Origin of the sequence: Burkholderia sp. MS455 (assembly GCF_016899445.1) — a bacterium.
Lineage (GTDB): Bacteria > Pseudomonadota > Gammaproteobacteria > Burkholderiales > Burkholderiaceae > Burkholderia > Burkholderia pyrrocinia_C.
Window position 1 is genome coordinate 335,595 of the sequence record NZ_CP041777.1, and the last position, 19,612, is coordinate 355,206.

General features: G+C 62.8%; 14 protein-coding genes and 3 pseudogenes. 10 read left to right on the top strand and 7 right to left on the bottom strand.

Features of this window, described 5'->3' with window-relative positions:
- Positions 1-159 precede the first annotated feature (159 nt).
- From FPJ27_RS01380 to FPJ27_RS01390, 3 genes and pseudogenes are all read left to right on the top strand, one after another.
- Positions 160-423 (top strand): annotated as a pseudogene (locus FPJ27_RS01380) (ISNCY family transposase); the annotation flags it as partial.
- Positions 424-938: 515 nt separating this feature from the next.
- Positions 939-2,309 carry an ATP-binding protein gene (locus FPJ27_RS01385; protein ID WP_239483161.1) on the top strand — a complete coding sequence of 457 codons (1,371 nt, stop codon included), beginning with the start codon at positions 939-941 and terminating at the stop codon, positions 2,307-2,309.
- Positions 2,309-3,334, top strand: coding sequence for a response regulator (locus FPJ27_RS01390; RefSeq protein WP_204421139.1), 1,026 nt, complete (start codon positions 2,309-2,311; stop codon positions 3,332-3,334). Before FPJ27_RS01385 ends, FPJ27_RS01390 begins: the two co-directional genes overlap by 1 nt.
- 43 nt (positions 3,335-3,377) lie before the next feature.
- On the opposite strand, the gene cqsA is transcribed toward FPJ27_RS01390, so the two are convergent.
- A complete protein-coding gene (gene cqsA / locus FPJ27_RS01395) occupies positions 3,378-4,655 on the bottom strand; it encodes an alpha-hydroxyketone-type quorum-sensing autoinducer synthase (protein ID WP_204421140.1) in 1,278 nt (425 codons plus the stop codon).
- Positions 4,656-4,976: 321 nt separating this feature from the next.
- Here cqsA and FPJ27_RS01400 point away from each other — a divergent pair.
- From FPJ27_RS01400 to FPJ27_RS01415, 4 genes and pseudogenes are all read left to right on the top strand, one after another.
- Positions 4,977-5,294, top strand: a pseudogene (locus FPJ27_RS01400) (autoinducer binding domain-containing protein); the annotation flags it as partial.
- A gap of 113 nt (positions 5,295-5,407) precedes the next feature.
- Positions 5,408-6,613 carry an MFS transporter gene (locus tag FPJ27_RS01405; protein WP_204421141.1) on the top strand — a complete coding sequence of 402 codons (1,206 nt, stop codon included), beginning with the start codon at positions 5,408-5,410 and terminating at the stop codon, positions 6,611-6,613.
- A gap of 32 nt (positions 6,614-6,645) precedes the next feature.
- Positions 6,646-6,905 (top strand): annotated as a pseudogene (locus tag FPJ27_RS01410) (IS3 family transposase); the annotation flags it as partial.
- A 138-nt stretch (positions 6,906-7,043) separates the two neighbouring features.
- The gene (locus FPJ27_RS01415) at positions 7,044-7,946 is read left to right on the top strand and encodes a LysR substrate-binding domain-containing protein (RefSeq protein WP_204421239.1); all 903 of its coding nucleotides are present in this window, start codon (positions 7,044-7,046) and stop codon (positions 7,944-7,946) included.
- Positions 7,947-8,069: 123 nt separating this feature from the next.
- Here FPJ27_RS01415 and FPJ27_RS01420 read toward each other — a convergent pair whose 3' ends face one another.
- From FPJ27_RS01420 to FPJ27_RS01440, 5 genes are all read right to left on the bottom strand, one after another.
- Positions 8,070-9,464 carry an efflux transporter outer membrane subunit gene (locus FPJ27_RS01420; RefSeq protein ID WP_204421142.1) on the bottom strand — a complete coding sequence of 465 codons (1,395 nt, stop codon included), beginning with the start codon at positions 9,462-9,464 and terminating at the stop codon, positions 8,070-8,072.
- Positions 9,461-12,652, bottom strand: coding sequence for a multidrug efflux RND transporter permease subunit (locus FPJ27_RS01425; RefSeq protein ID WP_204421143.1), 3,192 nt, complete (start codon positions 12,650-12,652; stop codon positions 9,461-9,463). The genes FPJ27_RS01420 and FPJ27_RS01425 overlap by 4 nt, the downstream gene beginning before the upstream one ends.
- Positions 12,649-13,866 (bottom strand): efflux RND transporter periplasmic adaptor subunit, encoded by a 1,218-nt coding sequence (locus tag FPJ27_RS01430; protein WP_204421144.1) that lies wholly within the window; start codon positions 13,864-13,866, stop codon positions 12,649-12,651. Before FPJ27_RS01430 ends, FPJ27_RS01425 begins: the two co-directional genes overlap by 4 nt.
- Positions 13,867-14,315: 449 nt before the next feature.
- Positions 14,316-16,064: a cholesterol oxidase substrate-binding domain-containing protein gene (locus tag FPJ27_RS01435; protein ID WP_175962967.1), complete on the bottom strand. Its 1,749-nt coding sequence runs from the start codon at positions 16,062-16,064 to the stop codon at positions 14,316-14,318.
- A 337-nt stretch (positions 16,065-16,401) separates the two neighbouring features.
- Positions 16,402-16,830: a hypothetical protein gene (locus FPJ27_RS01440; protein WP_204421145.1), complete on the bottom strand. Its 429-nt coding sequence runs from the start codon at positions 16,828-16,830 to the stop codon at positions 16,402-16,404.
- 212 nt (positions 16,831-17,042) lie between these two features.
- On the opposite strand from FPJ27_RS01440, the gene FPJ27_RS01445 reads away from it, so the two are divergent.
- From FPJ27_RS01445 to FPJ27_RS01455, 3 genes are all read left to right on the top strand, one after another.
- Positions 17,043-17,267 carry a hypothetical protein gene (locus FPJ27_RS01445; RefSeq protein WP_204421146.1) on the top strand — a complete coding sequence of 75 codons (225 nt, stop codon included), beginning with the start codon at positions 17,043-17,045 and terminating at the stop codon, positions 17,265-17,267.
- Positions 17,268-17,412: 145 nt separating this feature from the next.
- Complete coding sequence (locus FPJ27_RS01450) at positions 17,413-18,225, top strand: LuxR family transcriptional regulator (protein WP_072439870.1); 813 nt, start codon at positions 17,413-17,415, stop codon at positions 18,223-18,225.
- Positions 18,226-18,307: 82 nt separating this feature from the next.
- Entirely contained in the window at positions 18,308-18,520 is a 213-nt protein-coding gene (locus tag FPJ27_RS01455; protein ID WP_204421147.1) for a hypothetical protein, read from the top strand.
- A gap of 18 nt (positions 18,521-18,538) precedes the next feature.
- Here the strand turns inward: FPJ27_RS01455 and FPJ27_RS01460 are convergent, their stop codons facing one another.
- The gene (locus tag FPJ27_RS01460; protein WP_204421148.1) at positions 18,539-19,441 is read right to left on the bottom strand and encodes a LuxR C-terminal-related transcriptional regulator; all 903 of its coding nucleotides are present in this window, start codon (positions 19,439-19,441) and stop codon (positions 18,539-18,541) included.
- Between the last annotated feature and the right edge of the window lie 171 nt (positions 19,442-19,612).

The window sequence follows — 19,612 nt, forward strand, 5'->3', positions numbered from 1 at the left end:
GAACGGGGCGGAGCGCTGCTCGAGCGGAACGAGCGATGTGGAGCGGAGCGACAACGACGGTCATAATTTACTTTATTAAATATTCGATTTGATTGTTGCTGTCGTTTTTGTTGTAATGCCATTGATTAACGGCGATGTGTTTATCATTTGTGACGGCGAGTGTCTTTGGATGCGCAATGATCGATTCGTACACTGGTGATGGCTTCCGGCCTGTGGATTCCGCGCCGGCAGCGTCCATCCAAGGTTTCCAGCCGAGGGCGCGCCGGGCGTGCCTGGGCGCGTTGCGCCAGATCGACTGGCAGCGATCATCGATGGTTCGAGGAACGGACGCCGGCCTGCACGCTGCTGGTGTATGTGGACGACGCGACGATCCGACTGATGATGCTGCACTTCACGCAGACCGAATCGACCTTCAGCTACTTCGCGTGTTGCCGCGACCGCTAACCAAAAAAACCTCTGCAATATGCGAAGCTTCGCATATTCATGAGCGCCTGCAGACGATCGCGGACACGCGCACTGGCAAGCGCAACGCGGCTGCGCCTGCCTGCCGGGCGAGTATGCGGACAAGGAAACGAAGCTGACCGGGTAGCGCCATCGTGGCCACGTGTGGCAAGCCTGGCCGCGAAGCTGCCGATCTATGTCAATACGAGTGTGTTAACTAATCCTCACGCAGCTTGGCATTCGCCGGGACCGTGGCGTAACCTGTCGACCATCGAGATACCCACGCTAAAGTGGGTCGAAGGGTAAAAACGCCGCTGGCTTCTAAAATCAATCGGCAACAACACTCGTCGGCCGAGGCAGAAGCTCTGCCGGTGCCGACTAATCAGCTGCGAGGGGCGTTTGTTGCGAGGTTTTGCTGATAGCATGCTGGCGAGGGAACTGCAGGAAGCCAGTATATTTGCCAATGCCTGAATTCTTCAAATTTCGACGAGGGGCGAATGGGGCTGAAGGCATATCAAAAACACAAATTTGGAGAGAGAAGCAGCATGCACGTTCAGCGCCGAAGCAATTCGCTGCAGCGCAGCATCCATAAGGCGTTTGAACCGGCATTGCGCAATATGCAATATGTCGAGGGGCGCCTGCGTCCGTTCGCGATCGTCGCCATTATCGGCTTCCCGCTCTATTACTACATCTGGCACGAAGTCTTTCCGCAACGCTACGAGAATCTATCGCTGCGGCTCATCGGATCGATACTCTTTCTGCCCGTCTTGTTTCATCACCGCTGGCCGGCTGTCGTGCGCGGGTTTCTACCCTACTATTGGTACGCCATTATTCTCTATGCTCTGCCATTTTTCTTCACGTTCATGTTGTTGAAAAATGATGGCTCGCAGGTTTGGGTCGAGAGCAGCTTGATCGCCGCGTTCGTGGCGGTGCTGCTGCTCGACTGGCTCATGCTGCTGCTCAGCTTCGTCGCGGGCGTCGGCTTGGCCGTCGTCGCCTATTGCCTGACTACGACGCCAGTTCATCTCGATACGCCATATTTCTCGCATCTCGCTATCCTTGCGTTCGCGATCCTCATCGGTGCCGTAGCCAACTACGACACGGCACGCATTCGATTCGAGCAAGAGCGCGCGATGGTCGCCACCGCGGGCAGCGTCGCGCATGAGCTTCGCACGCCGCTCCTGGCGATCCGTGCCGGCGCAGCGGGACTAAGCCGCTTTCTGCCTCAGCTGCTCGCCAGCTACGACCTCGCGCAGCGCAGCGGCCTTCACATTCCGAAAATCCGCTTCGCGCATCTGTCGTCGATGCACGGCGTGCTTGAACGGATCGAACAAGAGGCTTTGCTGTCGAATTCGGTGATCGACATGTTACTCGTCAATGCGCGTTTTACCGGCGGCTTCAATCAAGGGGCCGAGCGCTGCTCAATCGCGCGCTGTGTTGAAACGACCCTGCATCGCTACCCGTTCCGCGGAGTCGAGCGCGACCAAATCCGCTGTGATCTCGTTGACGACTTCGAATTTCACGGTTCGGAGACGCTGATCGTACACGTGCTGTTCAATCTCATCAAAAATGCGCTGCGCTCGTTGAGCGGCATCGACAATGGCAACATTTCGATTCGGCTCCACCGCTCGGAGCGAGCGAACCGTCTTGTGTTTCGCGATAACGGGTCGGGAATCGAGCCCGACGCGCTGCCCCACATCTTTACGCGTTTTTGCACCTCTTCGGTGATCAACGATGATGTCTCGCTCGGTGCCGGAATCGGATTGGCCTTCTGTCGTGATGTGATGCGGGCAATCGGCGGGACGATCGAGTGCACGTCGACAAAGAACGCGTACACACAGTTTGTACTGACCTTTCCGTTGCCCTAATGATCATGATCGAACCCTTCGCATTCCCGACCACGGTCGGCTTCATTGACGACAGTGCATCCTTTCTCGCCAATCTGAGCTTGCAGCTCGACACACAATTGGCATTTCGCTTCTTCCATTCGGCAAAGCGCGCGATCAGCGTTATCAACGACGAAGCGATCCAGCCGCTCACCGCCGAAGACTTCCTCTGCCGCTATCACGATCGGACGGAACAGAGTGACGCCCACGAGGTGATCGCAATTCGGATCGACGCGATCCGACGCCAAATGCACAACGCGCGGCGATTCGAGAGGACGTCGGTTGTCGTCGTCGACTATGACATGCCGGGCATGAACGGCCTGGAAGTCTGCCGACGCATCGTCAATCCGGCCATCAAGAAGATCATTCTTACCGGGAAGGCCAATGAACAGCTGGCCGTCAAGAGCTTCAACGAAGGCCTCATCGACCGGTTCATTCGTAAACAGGATGTTCACGTCGTTCCCGTCCTCAATGAAGCGATCGACGAGCTGAAGCGTGCGTATCTGCACCAGACGCAACGCACGGTCATCGAGACGCTCGGCTTGTCCGAGTACCGGTTTCTGGCTGATCCGGCATTCGCCGCGAAGGCGACGGAAATCTTTCGCGAGCTCGGCATTGTCGAGCATTACCTGTCAACGCGCCCGACGGGGCTCGTGATGCTCGATAGTGCAGGTACGCCTTATCTGCTTCTCGTGCACACCGAGGATGCGCTGCGCGCGACCCGCGAAATCGCCGTCGAGCGCGGCGCGCCCGCCGCGTTTCTCGCCGAGCTCGACAATGGCCATCGTGCGCCTTACTTTCCGGATTCGGAAGGGTACTATCCGATCGGGTGCGCGTCGTGGCAGCCGTACATGCATTCCGCGACGGTCGTGCGAGGCCAGCAAGTCTATACGTGCAGCGTCATCAAGAATCCGCCTGGCCTCGAGCTGGGTTCCGTCGTTTCCTACGACGACTATCTCGACCGCCTTGATCGACATATGGATGAAAAAGGGGATTCACTGGCGTGAATCCCCCGCATCAATGTGATTGACGCTTAGGCGTTTATGTCGCTTACACTGCTTGCCTGACGGCCGCTATCCGGTCGATCGCGCGTGCGCTGGCGTACATCCGCTGTGTTGACGGCCAGTCATCGAGCTCGACCTCATCGCGAATCGCTTCGCAGACCTGGACGATCCGCCGCAACTCGTCGTGAGTAAGTGCCGCATGAACGGAGAGCCGGATTAGCGCGCGGTTTTTCGCCGTGGCAGGCGCGCAGAAGACCGAGCCGAAAATGCCATGCGACTCGAGCGCGTCGCGTAGTTTGATCGTCCGTTGTTCCGTGCCGGACTCGAGTGCGATGATTTGAGTTTCACTCCCATTAAGGTTATAACCGAGTCGCGTGAGTTGCTCGCGCAGGTACCGTGCATTTTCTGCGACCTGCGTGCGCCGCCACGCTTCCTTTTCGATCACGAGGATCGTGGCCTCCAGGGCGGCGGCTTCATGCGGAAGCAATGTCGAGCTAAAGATCGCCGGACGCGATTCAAACTTGAAATACTCCTGAAATCGGCTCGAGCAACTGATCACGCCCGCGCGGCCAGCGAACGCTTTTGCGAGACTCGCCGTGCGGAAGTGCACACGATCGGTCAGCCCCAACTCGACGACGAGCCCTGCGCCATCCGGCCCATGCGTGCCGAGCGAATGTGATTCGTCGACGACTAGCACGCAGCCGGCCGTTGTCGCCACGTCGACGACGTCGGCCAACGGACAAACGCTGCCGTTCGTGCTGTAGATCGAGTCGACGACTACGATGCCAGGTCCATGACGACGGATTTGCCGCGCGAGATGGTCAGCATCGTTATGGGCAAAGGCGGCAGCTTTCGCGCCTGAGCTTTGCACGCCTTCCCATAGCGACATATGGGCCATCATGTCGAGGTATACGGGCGTTTCAGCGGAAGCGATTGACTGAAGCAAGCCGGTATTCGCTGCATAGCCGGATTGACAAAGTATGGCTGATTCCGAGCCCATGAAGCGGGCGAACCTGTCTTCGAGCTCAAGCAACGGACATGCACCGTGCAGAAATATGCCGGACATCAGCATCCCATTGCCCTCAGACTTTATGCTTGCGCACATCGATTCGAGGATATCGGGGTGTCGGGCGATCGACAAATAATCGTTGCTCGACAAATGCAACGCGTCGAGGCCAGGCATACGCCCTCGCATAATATGGCCACCGTTCCAGTTCTCTTGAACGCGTTCGCGATAATAGCGTGTGACACGTTCGGCAACGAATGCCGGAAGCGAGACTTCGCCAACGCTCGACTTGGATTTCCCTTCGTAATGTTCGTACACTTTAAGCTCCTTATGGTCAACTGCACGGTTGTGCAGCGCTGCATAATGAGCCACCTGCTTGTTATAAAAAAATCGCGATACTCTTAAAAGAGAGATGCCGTCTATCCTTTTCGTATCGTAAAATTTATACCATTAAAGGATTTTCATTTATTTTTGTAAGAAAGTGATGGGCTGGTAAATATCGTTCGCCGAGATATCTGGAATATCCATGTGAGGCAGTCAGGCCTGGCGATCGCCGCGCCGGATTCCGCGATAATTGCCGATGAGCGCTTGGCGTGGCGTTGCCCTTGCGAGTCCTGCTGTTACGGAATCCGTGTCGAAGTCGTCTGGCCGGACGTTGACGAGGTCGCGCCATGCCCTTTGTGGGAAGATGCGCGTGAGGCCGGGTTGTCGGTCGGCATCGCGCAGTTGAGCTGGGCCGCGCGCGGCGCGTTCGGCCTGCTGAGCATCGCGCGCCATGCGGATCGCCTCACGCCTGCCGAAATCAACATGCTCACGCTGCAGACCCACTGGCTCGCGAACCTGTCACATTCGCTGATGAGCGGCCTCATGGTGCCGAAGCTCGCGCCGGCGGCAAGCGTCGTGCTGACGGCGCGGGAACGCGAAGTGCTGTGCTGGACCGCCGAAGGCAAGACGGCATTCGAGTCTGTCATACCTGACGCCCGACCCGTTCAAGCAGCAGTATTGTTCAAGCAGATCACCCCCACGAGTTACAGCGCACGCAACCGACATTGCGCACAACAATAGACGAAATGAGCGATTTGAAAAGCGAAGCCTCTTTGGGGATCCGGCATCACCCCGATGCGTCCCGTCGCCGCTCGCTGGTGGCCGCATGCGTCGCGCACGCCGTACACGACGGATTGACGGACGTCATCTACGTGCTGCTGCCGATCTGGCAAGTGCAGTTCGCTATCAATTACGTGCAGATCGGCCTATTACGCGGGCTCTATTCCGGCGTGATGGCGGGTTTCCAGTTGCTCGCGAGTCGGGCAGCGCGGCGATGGGGGCGGGAGCGCATGCTGGTGGCGGGGACCGCGCTCGCAGGCGTTGCCTACCTGATCGCCGGTCAGGCCGCCGGGCTGGCGGTGCTGCTGGTCGCGCTGGTGCTGGGTGGACTGGGCGCGAGCACGCAGCACCCGCTCGCGTCCTCGATGGTCACCGATTCTTACGAGGCAGGCGGGGGCGTGAAGGAGGCGCTGGCCCAGTACAACTTCTCCGGCGACATCGGCAAGACGCTGATACCAGGCCTGATCGGCCTTTTGTTGACGGTCGTGACGTGGCGCACAGGCGCAACGCTGATCGGTGTGCTTGGCGTGGTTTCAGCAGGCCTGCTGTGGTGGCTGATTCCGTCGCGCGGCGCGCCGCATGCGGCGCGCGAGACGATACCGAAAGCGGCCATCGGCAGCGGTTCGTCCGGCGGCTTGCGCGCGCTGCTCGCGACCGGCACCCTCGACAGTGCCGTGCGGATGGGCTTTCTGACGTTCCTGCCGTTCCTGCTGAAAAGCAAGGGTGCCGGCACCGCCGGTATCGGTCTCGCGCTGACGTTGCTGTTCGTGGGCGGTGCATTCGGAAAGCTGTTCTGCGGCTATCTGGGCGTGCGGATCGGGATGATGAAGACAGTGTGGCTCACGGAGTCCGCCACGTCGCTGCTGATCGTGGTCGCGGTGTTCTCGCCACTCTTCGCAATGATGGCGATTCTGCCGCTGCTGGGACTCGCGCTGAACGGGACGTCGTCGGTGCTCTACGGGGTCGTGCCTGAACTGGCGGGGGCCGGCAAGCGCGAGCAGGCGTTCGCGTTGTTCTATACGGGCACTATCGGCGGTGGCGCTCTGTCGCCGGTCCTGTTCGGCCGTCTGGGCGACATTGCGGGTGTCCCAACCGCGCTGCTCGCCTTGGCGTCAATCCTTTTGCTGACACTGCCGTTATCGCGGTACGTACAGAAGGGGCTGGACGCCTAGTGGCGTGGCCCCGGCAAACAGGGCCAGCCGGAGTCGTCAAGGGAAAGCACCGAGCCCGCAGGTCAAAAAGGGAGACGGTCGCGGCGATTCGGGAGAAGGTCGGCATCTCCGAGCGCCGCGACGCCGGCCCGCCGGGCTTTCTCGCAGCGTATTGCACGACAACAAGCAGCCGGACCACGAGAACGAATTGCTGGCGCCGCGTCTGGTGGAGCCGGCGTACGAGCGTCGTCGGTACGACTACCTCCGCCTGCACGCCCTGGTGGAACGCGAAGGCATGCACGCCGATCACAAACTCCATACACCTCGGACATCCGGGTTTCATCGAGTTTGTTGACTGGAAATCAAATGTGATTCGCTTCGACTTATGGTTATCAGCGGAACAAAGCCACACTATCGTAGCGGTTTACGATTGGTGCCTGATTCTCCTCCCATGAAGACCACACTAGACGAAATGCTCGCGTTCGTGACGATCGCGGACATTGGTTCGCTGACAGGTGCAGCGGACCGATTGCATCAGCCGACCTCTGTGATGAGCCGCGTCCTGCGGCGTCTCGAAGATAAACTGGATACGACGCTGATTAGACGCACGACGCGTCGGCTGGAATTGACGGAAGAGGGCAACGTTTTTCTCGACCATGCGCGAGACATCATTGCATCGGTCGAGTTTGCCGAGGACCAAATCGCGCGGCAGCACGAAATGCCGGCGGGCCGTCTGCGGATCAATGCTGCGATGCCCTTCATGCAGCACGTGATCGCACCGATGATGCCGGGGTTTCGCGACGCGTATCCGGCGATCGAGGTTGAACTTCATACCAGCGACGAGATCATCGACCTGCTCGAACAGCGCACTGATGTTGCGATCCGGATCGGAGAGTTGCGCGATTCGACGCTGCACGCGCGGAAGCTCGGCGGCAGTCGGTTACGCATTCTCGCCAGCCCGGGCTATCTGGAGAAGGCCGGCGTGCCTGCCGGCGTGGCTGACCTCGCGAACCATACCGTGCTCGGTTTCGTGCAGCCGGAGGTGCTGAACCACTGGCCGTTGCGTAACGCGGACGGCAACGTGTATCGAGTTCAGCCGGCGTTGCAGGCATCGAGCGGAGAGACGCTGCTGACGCTGGCGCTTAATGGCACCGGTATCGTGTGCCTGGCAGACTACATGACCGGCACGCATCGTCGCGACGGCAGCCTCGTCGAATTGCTCGCCGACGACACCATCGAATTCCGCCAGCCGATCCATGCAGTCTTCTATCGCAACGCGACGCTATCGTCGCGGATCGTCAGCTTTCTCGACTACGTCAGCGCGCAGTTGAAGGACGTCGGCGACATCGACTGAGCATGGCCCGTGCGTGATCGGTCACGCAGGAAACAAAGGGTGACGGGTTCGGCTTCGATCGAATCCGTCGCCCTTTGCGTATATCGGTCAATGTGCGGCATCGATCGATCCGGACGCATGCACTTATTGCCCCAGCGCGCTCATCAGCCTGACCTTGCTGAGCATTTCGTCGGTCCGTGCCTGCGCGAGCGCATCCTCGGCCATGAGCAACGAGCGCTGCACTTCCAGCGTATCGATGAACGCCGATTCACCGCTGCGCCACGACCGGTTGATCTGCGTATAAGCACCGCGCGCATTCGCCACCGCGCGTTCGAGGCGTTCGGTGCGACCGTGATTGCGGGCGGTCGCCGCGACGGACGTCTCGACGTCGCTGACTGCCGTCAGCATCGCCGTGCGATAGGCGGCGACCGCTTGATCGGCCTCTGCGCGGCGTAACGCGACCACGCTGCGCCGCCGCCCGCCGTCGAACAGCGGCGCGCTGGCGCCGGCGCCGGCCATCCATGCCAGCGAACGCGCGAGCGTGGCACCCGAGAAGCCATCGATTGCCGCACCGATCACGCCGATCAGTTGCAAGTGCGGTTTCAGGTCGGCCTCGGCCACGCCGATCCGCGCATAGGCCGCGACGACGCGCGCCTCGGCTGCGCGGACGTCCGGTCGCCGGCGCAGCAGGTCGGCTGGCGTGCCGATGCCCGGCGCGGGAGCCGACCATGTCGGCCATGGCGCGGGCGGATCGAGTTGCGCGTAGGTGTCCTGCACCGTCGATGCGCTGATGATCGACAGCCGGTGGATCGCTGCCTGTCGCTGCAGTTGCAGCGAGGGCAGTTCGGCCAGCGTCGTCTCCGTCTGCGCGGCGGCGCGGTCGACGTCGGCAATCGGTACGACGCCCGCGTCGAACAGGCGCCGCGTCGATTCCTCGGTGCTGCGCTGGCTCAGCGCGTTGGCCTCGACCAGTGCCAGGCGCTGCTCGAGGCCGCGCACCGTCACGTAGGTACGCACGGTCTCGTCGATCGTCGCGATCCGCACGGCCGCCGCATCGTTCTGCGCGGACGCGATGTCCGCGTCGGCGGCCGACACACCCTGACGGATGCGCCCGAAGATATCGATGTCCCATGCAAGGCTTGCATTGAGATCGAACGCGTTGCCGATCGTCGGCGTATCGGTCGGGAACGCTTGCGATGCCGATTGCCGCTGGCGGCCGGCGCTCGCATTCAGGTCGAGTGACGGGAGCCACTGCGACGCCGCGCCGATCCGTACCGCGCGCGCCGCGTCAATGCGTGCGACCGCGGCCTTCAGGTCAAGGTTGTTCGCGAGCGCCATGTCGACCAGCCGGTCGAGAATCGGATCGTGAAAACCGTGCCACCATGCGACGGTGTCGGCCGCCGGGCCGCCGGCCGACAGATCCGCATTCGCATACGTCGAAGCCAGCGGCGGCGGTGTGACGTCGGCGACCGGCGCGCTGGTGCACGCGGTCAGGACGGCCGCCGCGGACAGCACGGCCACTAGTCGAATGAACTTCATTGCACCACCTCCGTCGCGACGGCCGCGACAGCGGTCTTGCGCATCGCGAGCCGGCGAACCATTACATAGAAGACGGGCGTAAACAGCAGCCCGAAGAACGTCACGCCGATCATGCCGAAGAACACGGCCGCGCCGACCGCCTGCCGCATTTCTGCGCCGGCACCTTCGGAGATCACGAGCGGCAGGACGCCGAGAATGAACGCAAGCGACGTCATCACGATCGGGCGCAGCCGCTGCACGCACGCTTCGACGATGGCGTCGACGAGTTCGATGCCGTCGGCCTCCAGCTGCCGCGCGACCTCGACGATCAGGATTGCGTTCTTGGCGGCAAGCCCGACCAGCACGATGAAGCCGATCTGCGTGAGGATGTTCACGTCCTGGCCGAGCCCGCGCACGCCGAGCGATGCGGCAAGCAGGCACATCGGCACGATCAGCAGGATCGATGCGGGCAGGCTCCAGCTGCCGTACTGCGCGGCGAGCACCAGATACACGAGCAGCACGCACAGCGGAAACACGAGCAGCCCCGTGTTGCCGGCCGTGGTCTCCTGGTACGACAGATCGGTCCATTCGAACGAGATGCCGGGCGGCAGCACCTGTTTGGCGAGCGTCTCCATCGTCTTGATCGCGAAGCCGGAGCCGAGGCCCGGTGCCGTATCGCCATTGATTTCCGTGGCGGGGTACAGGTTGTAGCGCGGCGCGCGATCGACGCCGAGCATATCGTCGATGCGTGTCACGCTGCCGATCGGCACCATGTCGCCGTCGCGGTTGCGCACCTTCAGCCGAGCGAGATCGGATGCGTCGACGCGGAACGGCAGGTCGGCCTGCGCGGTGACGCGATAGGTGCGCCCGACGATGTTGAAGTCGTTGACGTAGGTCGAGCCGAAATACGTTTCGACCGCGTCGTTGATTTCCTGGCTCGGCACGCCGAGCATCTCGGCCTTCTCGCGATCGAGTTCGACATGCACCTGCGGGCTCGTTGCGGAGTAGGGCGTATAGACGCCGACCATGCCGGGCGTGCGGTTGGCGGCGGCGACGAGCTCCTGCGTCGCCTTGGCGAGCGCGGCGGTGCCGAGGCCGTTGCGGTCTTCGAGTCGCATCGCGAAGCCGCCTGTGCTGCCGAGGCCCTGCACCGGCGGCGGCATCGCGACGACGATCGACGCTTCCGTGACGCTTGCCAGCCGTTGACGCATCTCGGCTGCAATCTTCTCGATCGTCAGTCCCTGCGTCTTGCGTTCCGGCCACGGCTTGAATACAGGGAACAACCCGGCACTGTTCGACGAATTCGTACCGGTCGCCGCATTGACGCCGGAAAAAACCGGCACGCGGGCGACCCCCGGCACTGACAGTGCGATGTCCTCGATCTTGCGCGCGACCGCGCTCGTGCGTTCGAGCGTCGCCCCGTCGGGCATCCGCACGAGCACGACCAGGTAGCCGCGATCCTGCGCCGGAATGAAGCCCTTCGGGCTCGATACGAGCAGATAGCCTGTCGCGGCGATCAGTACGACGTACAGTGCGGCCATCGCAGGGATAATTCGCACAACTTTCCGGACCAGCCTGCCATACGCATCGGACAGGCGCTGGAACACGCGATTGAACGCGTTCGCGAAGCGCTGCACGACGCGCATGGCAGGCGCGAACAACGCGGCAATCCGCGACACGGGCGCGGCCGAATCGTGTTCGTCGGCATGCGCTTTCAGGATCATGGCCGATAGCGCAGGCGCGAGCGTCACCGATGTGAAGAACGAGATCGCTGTCGACACGGCAATCGTCACGCCGAACTGGCGGAAGAACTGGCCCGAGATGCCGGGAATGAACGAGGTCGGCACGAACACCGCGCAAAGCACGAGCGTGATCGCGAACAGGGCGCCGCCGACTTCCTTCATCGTCAACAATGTCGCGTCGCGCGGCCCTGCACCGGTCGACAGGTGTCGCTCGACGTTCTCGACGACGACGATCGCATTGTCGACGACGATCCCCACCGCGAGCACGAGGCCGAACAGCGTCAGGTTGTTGATCGAATAACCGAGCGCGGCCATTGCCGCGAATGTGCCGACGAGCGACACCGGAATCGACAGGATCGGGATGATGGACGGCCGCCAGCCCTGCAGGAACAGCAGCACGACGAATACGACGAGCACGACGGCCTCGTAGATGGTCTTGACCAGTTCGTGGATGCTGTCGCCGATGAACGCGGTCGGGTTGTAGCCGATGTTGTAGACGATGCCCTTGGGGAAGTCCTTGCTCAGTTCCGCCATCTTCTTCTCGACCGCGTCCATCGTCGCGACCGCGTTCGCGCCGGGCTGCTGCAGCACTTGCAGCGCGATCGTCGGGTGGCGCAGCATGTAGCTGTCGGTCGCGTATGCGAGTGCGCCGACTTCCACGCGCGCGACGTCCTTCAGCCGCACGAGCCGCCCGTCCTTGCCTTGCTTGACGACGATGCTGCTGAAGTCCTCGGGGCGCTTGAGCCGCCCTTCGAAGATCAGGTTCGGCTGGAATGCCTGGTTCGTGATCGGCGCCTGTGCGACCACGCCGCCCGCGAGTTGAGTGTTTTGCGCGCGCACCGCGGCGATCAGGTCGCTCGGGCTCAGGCCGAACGACGCGACGCGCTCGGGATCGAGCCAGATGCGCATCGAGTATTCGCGCGCGCCGAGCGGGTTGATGTCGCCGACGCCGTCGATACGCTTCAGCACGTCCGCGACGTTGCGGATTGCGTAGTTCGACACGTACAGCGGGTCGTAGCGCTGGTCCGGCGAGTACAGGAAGATCGTGCCGAGCTGCGTCGGCGACGATTTTCGCACCGACACGCCGCTACGCTGCACCGGCTCCGGCAGGCGCGGCGTCGCCAGCGCGACGCGGTTCTGCACGAGCACCTGCGCCTTGTCGACATCCGTGCCCGGCTTGAACGTCGCGGTGATGTTGAGGCTGCCGTCCGACGTTGCCTGACTGTACATGTACAGCATGTCCTCGACACCGTTCACTTCGAGCTCGATCGGTGTCGATACCGTTTGCGACACGGTTTCCGCAGACGCGCCAGGATAGGTTGCCTGGATGACGACGGTCGGCGGCGCGATGTCCGGGTATTCGGACACCGCGAGCGAGAAATAGGCCAACGCACCGGCGATCGTCACTACGATCGACAGGACGATCGCGAGCACCGGCTGCTGGACGGACAAGCGGCCGAGGTTCATTGCGCGCTCCCGGTCGTGCCGTTGGCCTTGTCGGTTGCCTGGGCCAACGTGGCCGTATTAGTTGCATCGATCGCGCGCGGCACGGCCTTGACCTTGTCGCCGGCCTGCACGCGCTGGAAACCGTCGACGATCACGCGGTCGCCGGCGTTCAGCCCGGCGTCGATTTCGCGCAGGTTGCCGTGCAGGCGGCCGGGGGTCACCGGGCGGATCGCGACCGTGCCCTTCGCGTCGACGAAATACAGCACGCGATGCGTCGCGTCGGTCGCGACGGCCGAATCGGGTACCAGCAGCGCATGATGCGCGACGCGGCTCGACAGGTAGACGCGGCCGAACTGGCCGGGGCTGAGACGCCGATCCGGGTTCGAGACGCGCGCGCGTTGCCGCAGCGTGCCGGTCGAGTTGTCGAGGCGGTTGTCGACGAAATCCATCGTGCCCGTCAGCGACGGTTGTGCGTCGCCCGGCAGTGCGATCGCGACCTGCCGCGACGACGCATTGCTACCGCTTTTCTGCGCTTCGCGCGTGTAGCGCAGGTAGCTTTGTTCATCGACGTCGAAGTAGATATCGATCGGATCCTGCGACACGATCGTCGTCAGCACGGTCGCGTCGCTGTCGCCGCCTTTCACGAGGTTGCCTTCGCTGACGAGCTTGCGGCTGATGCGGCCGGACATCGGTGCGACGATGCGCGTGAAGGACAGGTCGAGCCGTGCGCGCTCGAGCGCGCCTTGTGCGCTCGTTACCTCAGCCTGTGCGCTTTGCACGGCCTGGCGGCGCTGGTCGTAGAGGCTCTGTGCGATCGTGTCGGTCCTGATCAGGACGCTGGCCCGTTCGAAATCTTGCCGGCTCAGCTTCAGTTGCGACTGCGCGCGTTCGAGTGCGCCTTGCGCGGCCGTGACGGCCGTCTGATACGGGCGCGGATCGATGACGAACAGAAGGTCGCCCTTCCGAACGTTCGCACCGTCCTGGAACGCTACCTTGTCGAGATAGCCGCTCACCCGCGGGCGCACGTCGACGGTATCGACGGCTTCGAAGCGTCCGGTATAGACGTCGACGTCGTTGACGTCGCGGGCGACGGGCGGGCTGACGATCACGCTCGGCGTCGCGGCCGCCGCCTTGTCGTCCGACTGGCAGCCGGACAACGCGAGGAGCGCGGCCATCGGAACGGCGGCAAGCACGGCCCGTCGAGCGACGCGCTTCAATCCTGGGTATCGGTTCATGTTCGTGCGAATTGTCGAGTGAGGCGCCACGCGCCGGATGGTGCGCAGTATCGTGTGTGGCGAGCGGCCGATAAACGGACAAAACGGCATAAGAACTTGTACTCCGCAGTCACGAATCGCCGTTTGTCGGCGGTGTGTGAGCGGGTTCGGCAGGAAATGGCGGTGCGCGGGGGCGTGCTGCTGCGACGAGCGGCCCGGATGCCTGCTCAGGCAATTCGGGCTGCCGGTTTCGAAGGAAGTGGAGAAGAGGCGGCTGATGGTCCGCCTGCTGCGGGAAGGCGAAGACAGGTACGGAAAGAATCGGTGCAACCCCGGTAGGGGACCGAAAACGATGCAGCGACAGATACCTGAACCGGTCGAGAGGGGCTCGGAATCTTCCCGCCATGTTCAAAAGAGTTCTCGCGCGCGGCGCGCATGGCAGCGCGCCGCGCAGGCTTCCACCGGGATTGCTACGGCATCAGCCGATCGAGCAGCGGCGACCGGAAGATCCGGTGCGGGTCGTAGCGTTCGAGGGTCGCGCGCGCCGCATCCCAGCTGCTCGACGGCGGCTGGCCTTCACGATGCAGATTCGGGATCGTGGTGGCGAGCATGGTGCCATCCTGCCAGGCGGCCGTGTCGGTATAGCCCCAGCCCTTCGACCATTCGGGACGCAGCGTCGCATACGAACCGGTGTAGTTCGCGAGCATCCATTGCTCGATCTCGCGATAGAAGCGATCGGCGCCAGGCGTGCCCGGTAACGTCAGGATATCGAACCATACGGCGATGTCCCATTCCGGGTGATCGGGGCGCGGCTTGAGCGCGGACAGCGTGGGAACGACCGCGCCGGCGCCGGCATCGGCCGGCTTGTCGAGACCGGTGACCCGGATCTCGACGGGACCGTTGATCGGGTACTCGCCGCGTGCCTTGTATGCGTCGATGCGATTCTGATAGAACTGCACGAATTCGCTGATCACGCGTTGCACGTCGGCACGCCGCGCCAGTACCGCGTAGCCGTTCGCGGTGACGCGCAGCGTCGTCGGCCGAATGTACTGCAGTACGGTGCGCGACCAGCCCCAGATGTCCCCGCTGAGCGTGAGCGCGAGGCCGGCGGTCGTGATCGCCAGCTGCGTCTGGCCGAACAACGGCGTCAATGCGCCTTCGCCGTTGATCACGATCCGCTTGACGAGATCCGAGATGGACTGCGAGATCGAATCGGAGAACGGATAGTTGTACGGCTGCGTGACGGTGCGCGACAGGAACGGCTTGCTGGGCGTCGGCGTCCAGACCTTGAGCCACGGGCACGTCGTGAACGGGAACCAGATCGCTTCCATCCGGCCCGCTCGATCGAGAAACGACGCGATCGTTCGGCCGGGCGTGCCGGCCGGCGCAAATAGTTCGGAAGACGGAATGTCGACGAAGCTCTGGCAGCGCAGCCGCTGGTTCGGGCCTGCCGTCAGCGTCACTTCGACGACGAACGCCATCCCGATGTGCGCGAGGAACGCGCCGATCTCGGGATCGCTGCGCTCGAACCGGCGCAGCACGTATTGCTGCCGGGCCGGATCGAACACGATGGCGGTCAGCGCGACCACGAGATTGCTTAGCGAGCCGTAGGTGTGGCCCGGTTGCAAGGTTTCACCGGCCGCCGGTACGGCGGTGCCGTGCGCGTCGATCGCAAGCGCACCGCCGAGCGTGATGCCGCCCGGCGCAGGCACGGCGACCATGCCGAGGCCAGATTGCTCGAGCGTCGCGAGCAGCGACTCCAGCGAGACGCCCGTCTGCGCGGTGACGCGCGCCGGGCTCGCCGACGTGTCGACGGAGACGGCCGTCAACGACTTCGTCGTATCGAGCAGCACGAGGTTCGCGGCGCCGGCGCTTGGGTCCAGCGTCAGGGGCGACCAGTTGTGCATGTAGCCGCGCGGACGTACCCGATAGCCGTTCGCGCGGGCCCAGTTGACCGTCGCAACGACGTCGTCGGCGGAGCGTGGCGCGGCGGTCCATACGTCCTGCACGGCGATCTCGCCGCTCCAGTTCTGGAACGCCTGCTTGTAAAGCGGGATGTCGGCCGGGAAGCCGGGCGGTGTCGCGCCGGCCGTCAGCGCGTGCGCCGCAATCTGGTAGACCGGTGTCCAGCCGGTGACGACGCCGGCCGCCGCGAGTTTCGCCATGTTGGCCAGGAAGGCGCGACGCGGCGCAGGTTCGTCTCGAAAGTCGTGACTCATGGTGTGCTCCAATTTCTCGGAATGGTTTTACAGATTGGAAAGACGACAAATGACGCGTTGAAGCCAATGTGGTAAGTCGAGCAGGCGTGACGCGCGGGAAGCGTTGCGCGTTGGCGGCCCGGGATTGAAAAGAGGACGGTGCGTTCGACAATGCGCGGCCGAGCGTCATCACGGACGTCTGGAAGAGAATCGAAAAACCGCCGGCGACTTTTGCAACTGGCCGTCGGCCTGTCCTGCCGGCAGGTGGATATGGAGATTCGGCTGAATGGCGTGTGACGAAGCGCTAGCCGCGACGATCGATAAAAGATGATTGCACGTGCATATTAATTTTCATGTTTCATTTTTTTAAATAAACCCGCTTGCAATTCAAAATCGGGTGGCGTTTTATCGTTTGTTTCGCTGGAAAAGCGTAGCAATTTATTTTTCTGGCGGCAAGCGGTGGGGCGGGTAAATTGCGTGCGATTAAATATGGATATTTTGTGACGGACAATGATTTCGCCATTTGTTGATATTTTGCAACGGCCGTATCCACGGTGCTGCGTATGTTGATTGCGGCGATTTTTATCGCATGAAGGTGTAATCGACAGCGCTGCCTCAAGTAGACAGCAAAAAAATTATGCTTTCCCATCGCGCAGATTGAATCAATCGTTGATCGAATCGAAACAATGTTCGGAGAAAAGTGCTTTGGGCTGCGTGGTGAGCGGGAGCGATGTGATGAAATTCGCCGATTCTTCTCTCGAATAAGACCTCTTGGACGAAAATCCATGATAGGCGATTCCCGGATGACTATTACAAAATTTCGGGGTAAATAAATATCGATTTCTATTGATCTACCATAATTTTGCTCATGAGTGGCTTGCGAGTTGATCGATTTTTGGTCTGCAGGCGGCGGCGATTAAAAAACGAATGTCACGCTAACTGCGGATATTTTAAATCGTCGCTATCATACGCAGCTGGGGTATTCGTGGATCAAATTCAATGGAAGGGATTATCTCGGTTTTTGTTCATGATTTTTCGTTGAATCCGCCGGGAACGCACCCGCTCCGGGCCGGCGCAGGGTTTTCCGATTCAGGCCTTCAGCGCGTCCGGCGGCAGCCCATTTTCAATCAGCAGCGCTCAATGACTGAAATGGGCGTTTCAGCTTCTTGCGGGGCGATCTCGCATCGAACTGAACAGAGCACGGCGCGCCGCCGTTTCGCGTGAGCCGGACACATCGGCGCGCGACGCAACGCGAGAACGCATGACGACGCGCGCCGAAACGCGCGCCGCGCAAACCGCGCCGGCTCGCCCGCGCCGGCGTTGCGCCGCCGTCCTCAAGCACGCACAACAAGGAAACAAGGAGAGTCAGATGTTCGCGATGTTCTCGAAGCTCGGGAAGGTGATTTCGAGCGCCGGCAGTGAGCGGTTCGCATCCGACATGCATGCATTGCTGGTCGAATCGATTCCGCTCGCGATCACCCGGATGACTGAATGGACGCTCGACGAGCCGGCGGGCGAAGTCGTCCACGTGCAATCGCTCGGCGCGTTCGGCGCGCCGGGTGACGACGGGCGCAGCAGCGGGCCGGCCGCGCATGGCGAGCGGCAGCCGGCAGCGCATCCGCTGTTGAACCGGATCGTGGCTGCTTGCGACCGGCAGCTGATTCACATCAATCCGCTGATGCGGAGCGGCAATGGCGGCGAAGTCGCGCCGCCGCGTGGACCGGAGGGGGGATTTCAGTGCCATCTCGTGTCGTCCAAGGCGAATCGCCGCTACGTGATCTCGCTGCATCGAACAGTGTCGCATTGCGACTTCTCGTTGCAGGAGATGTCGTTCCTGAAGAATTTCGCCGATACGCTGCTGCCGCTCGTCGAGTGGCATGCGTCGACGCGCCGGCACGGCGACCTCGAAGGCACGACGATGCCCGCCGTCGAGGCGCTGCGCCAGGAGTTCGAATCGCGGCTTGCGCGCGCGGCGGTCGTGCTGTCGGCGCGCGAAAGCGAAGTGTGCCTCGGCCTGCTCGCGGGCAAGATGCTGCGAGAACTGGCCGGCGAGCTCGGTGTGAAGGAGAGTACGGTCGAGACGTACATCAAGCGCGCCGCGGTGAAGCTCGGCATCAGCGGCCGGCACGGGCTCACGAAATGGATGATCGACGATTACGTGCCGTGCGCGTCGGCGGCGTGATGCCGTCACGCCGGGCGCGGGCGCCGATACCCGACGCGCGACCAGCGTCGCCGGCCGGCGTGCCGGGATTGCTGGCGCGCGCGTGCGCGCCGGCGCTCTCGTCGCGGGCGATGACGACGATGTCACCGGGTGCGGCGGTTCGGCCTTCGTCGCCGGCCTGATTGCCGGCACGCGGCTCGAAGTGGTGGCCGGCGGCAGCTATCCGATGCTGTTTTGCACGCAGCCCGCGTCGGCGTCGCGCGGGCTGCAGTTCCTGGCGCGCCGCGGGCACCGGCACGCGCTTTCGGACCGCTAGCCTTCGGGGGCCGACGCTTCAGGTGCCGACGTACGGCGATGCGCAGTCGCGCCGCACGCTTCTCGTGCCGTCTCGGCGTGCTCCAGCCGCGGCCTCGCCCGCGGCCCCTGCCGCCTCGTCGAGCATCCAGCGCGTGAGACCATGGCGCCCGCCGAAGCCGAGCTTGACGGCTGCCCGCTTCAGGTAGGTCTCGACGGTGCTTTCGCGCAGCGCGAAACGCACGGCGATGGCGGGCACCGTGTCGCCGGCCAGCAGCGCCGTGCATGCCTCGATCTCGCGCGTCGACAGCTTGACGCCGGCTTGCCGCAGACGGTCGGCGAACCGCCGCGCCACGCGCTCCCGGCCCGATTGCGTCGCCGGCGGCGCGGCGGCGGCCGCGTGGGCGGGCGGCGGAGCCGAATCGAGCGCCGCGACATGGGTCTCGACGATCGGAAACAGCACGTGCGAGAGCTCCTTGAGGACGGTCTGCTCCCGCGACGAGAAGTCGTCGAACGTGTTCGTGCGATACAGCGAGATCAGGTAATAGTGGCCCCGCTTGCGGGTCAAGAGATGGAACTGCGCGCAACGCGGCGGCACGATTGCAGCCTGCATGAGGACGAAGCGATGGAGCAGCGCGTGGGTCGGGCCGTGGCCCGCGAGCATGTCATCGACGTGCACGCAGCTCGCGCCCGAGCGCGGCGGCATCTGCGGCCCGTAACAGGCGGCTGCCGGGCCGGCCTTCGCGAGCGCCGCGCCGACCGCGCCGAGGCTGCGCACCGCGAGATCGCCGTCAGGCGTCGCGTCGACCGCGAGCTCCGAAATGCGGATCTCGTCGACGGGGACGGCCGCAGAGATCAGGCTGTACATCACTCGGGGAAAGCGTCGGCTCCCGCTGCTTGAGATCGCTTCGCCGACGTGTGCGAACAATCTGCTGAACTCCATGAACGGATTCCTGGTGAGACGTTGAAGCTGCGCTTGCGCGCATGATTGCCGGCATGATTTAAACACCCGGCGGCGAACGCGTCTGTAACGGATAGCCGGGACAGGCGAATTGCGGTGGCGTTCGCGAGCTCGCCGCACTGTCGACGCGCGACGAGATCTCGGCAGCGGCTG

Excerpts from the sequence above, each read along its gene's own strand:
- FPJ27_RS01385 (WP_239483161.1), top strand. The coding sequence starts at position 939 with ATGGGGCTGAAGGCATATCAAAAACACAAATTTGGAGAGAGAAGCAGC.
- FPJ27_RS01390 (WP_204421139.1), top strand. The coding sequence starts at position 2,309 with ATGATCATGATCGAACCCTTCGCATTCCCGACCACGGTCGGCTTCATT.
- FPJ27_RS01405 (WP_204421141.1), top strand. The coding sequence starts at position 5,408 with ATGAGCGATTTGAAAAGCGAAGCCTCTTTGGGGATCCGGCATCACCCC.
- FPJ27_RS01415 (WP_204421239.1), top strand. The coding sequence starts at position 7,044 with ATGAAGACCACACTAGACGAAATGCTCGCGTTCGTGACGATCGCGGAC.
- FPJ27_RS01420 (WP_204421142.1), bottom strand. The coding sequence starts at position 9,464 with ATGAAGTTCATTCGACTAGTGGCCGTGCTGTCCGCGGCGGCCGTCCTG.
- FPJ27_RS01425 (WP_204421143.1), bottom strand. The coding sequence starts at position 12,652 with ATGAACCTCGGCCGCTTGTCCGTCCAGCAGCCGGTGCTCGCGATCGTC.
- FPJ27_RS01430 (WP_204421144.1), bottom strand. The coding sequence starts at position 13,866 with ATGAACCGATACCCAGGATTGAAGCGCGTCGCTCGACGGGCCGTGCTT.
- FPJ27_RS01435 (WP_175962967.1), bottom strand. The coding sequence starts at position 16,064 with ATGAGTCACGACTTTCGAGACGAACCTGCGCCGCGTCGCGCCTTCCTG.
- FPJ27_RS01440 (WP_204421145.1), bottom strand. The coding sequence starts at position 16,830 with ATGGATTTTCGTCCAAGAGGTCTTATTCGAGAGAAGAATCGGCGAATT.
- FPJ27_RS01445 (WP_204421146.1), top strand. The coding sequence starts at position 17,043 with ATGGAAGGGATTATCTCGGTTTTTGTTCATGATTTTTCGTTGAATCCG.
- FPJ27_RS01450 (WP_072439870.1), top strand. The coding sequence starts at position 17,413 with ATGTTCGCGATGTTCTCGAAGCTCGGGAAGGTGATTTCGAGCGCCGGC.
- FPJ27_RS01460 (WP_204421148.1), bottom strand. The coding sequence starts at position 19,441 with ATGGAGTTCAGCAGATTGTTCGCACACGTCGGCGAAGCGATCTCAAGC.